This window comes from Bradyrhizobium sp. NBAIM08 (genome assembly GCF_020193935.1).
GTDB lineage: Bacteria > Pseudomonadota > Alphaproteobacteria > Rhizobiales > Xanthobacteraceae > Bradyrhizobium > Bradyrhizobium yuanmingense.
In genome coordinates this window covers 1-427 of record NZ_JADYVR010000604.1, presented here as the reverse complement: position 1 = coordinate 427, position 427 = coordinate 1, and the positions used below count along the sequence as shown (strand labels likewise).

1 pseudogene is annotated in these 427 nt (G+C 48.9%); it reads right to left on the bottom strand.

From position 1 onward, the window contains the following. Window positions 1-427: pseudogene (locus tag I6F37_RS41165) on the bottom strand (hypothetical protein); the annotation flags it as partial.

The following is a 427-nucleotide window of genomic DNA, read 5'->3' as shown; positions in this document are numbered from 1 at the left end:
TAATTAACTGCGTAAGGATATTGGTAGCATGTGCAGGCACATTCAGATTTCCCGGCTGGTCGCCCCAAAATCTAGCAATGGTAGAATCTTCACGTGTAAGCGATAATGAAGTACTATATACCTCATTTACCATTGCATAAAATGCTGAATTGGTGGCGGTGGAATAGGCTGGTGGTGGAGTCGGTTGGGTGGATGCAGCAACGTTGGCAATAAAGCTGCGGTTAACGCCCCAGCGTGGATGTACGGCGGAAGCATTGGCAGGAGGTGTGGGCACCCACAATCCTGCACCTGCAGGTGGTGTATAGGTTGGGTCTACTACGTGGCTGTAAGCCTGGTGTGCGCCATCTGTTTTTGACCAATTGAAAATTGCTGTTGCCACCTGGTGACCATAATCCACGGCATTCTGAATTTTTATTGGATCTGCCTC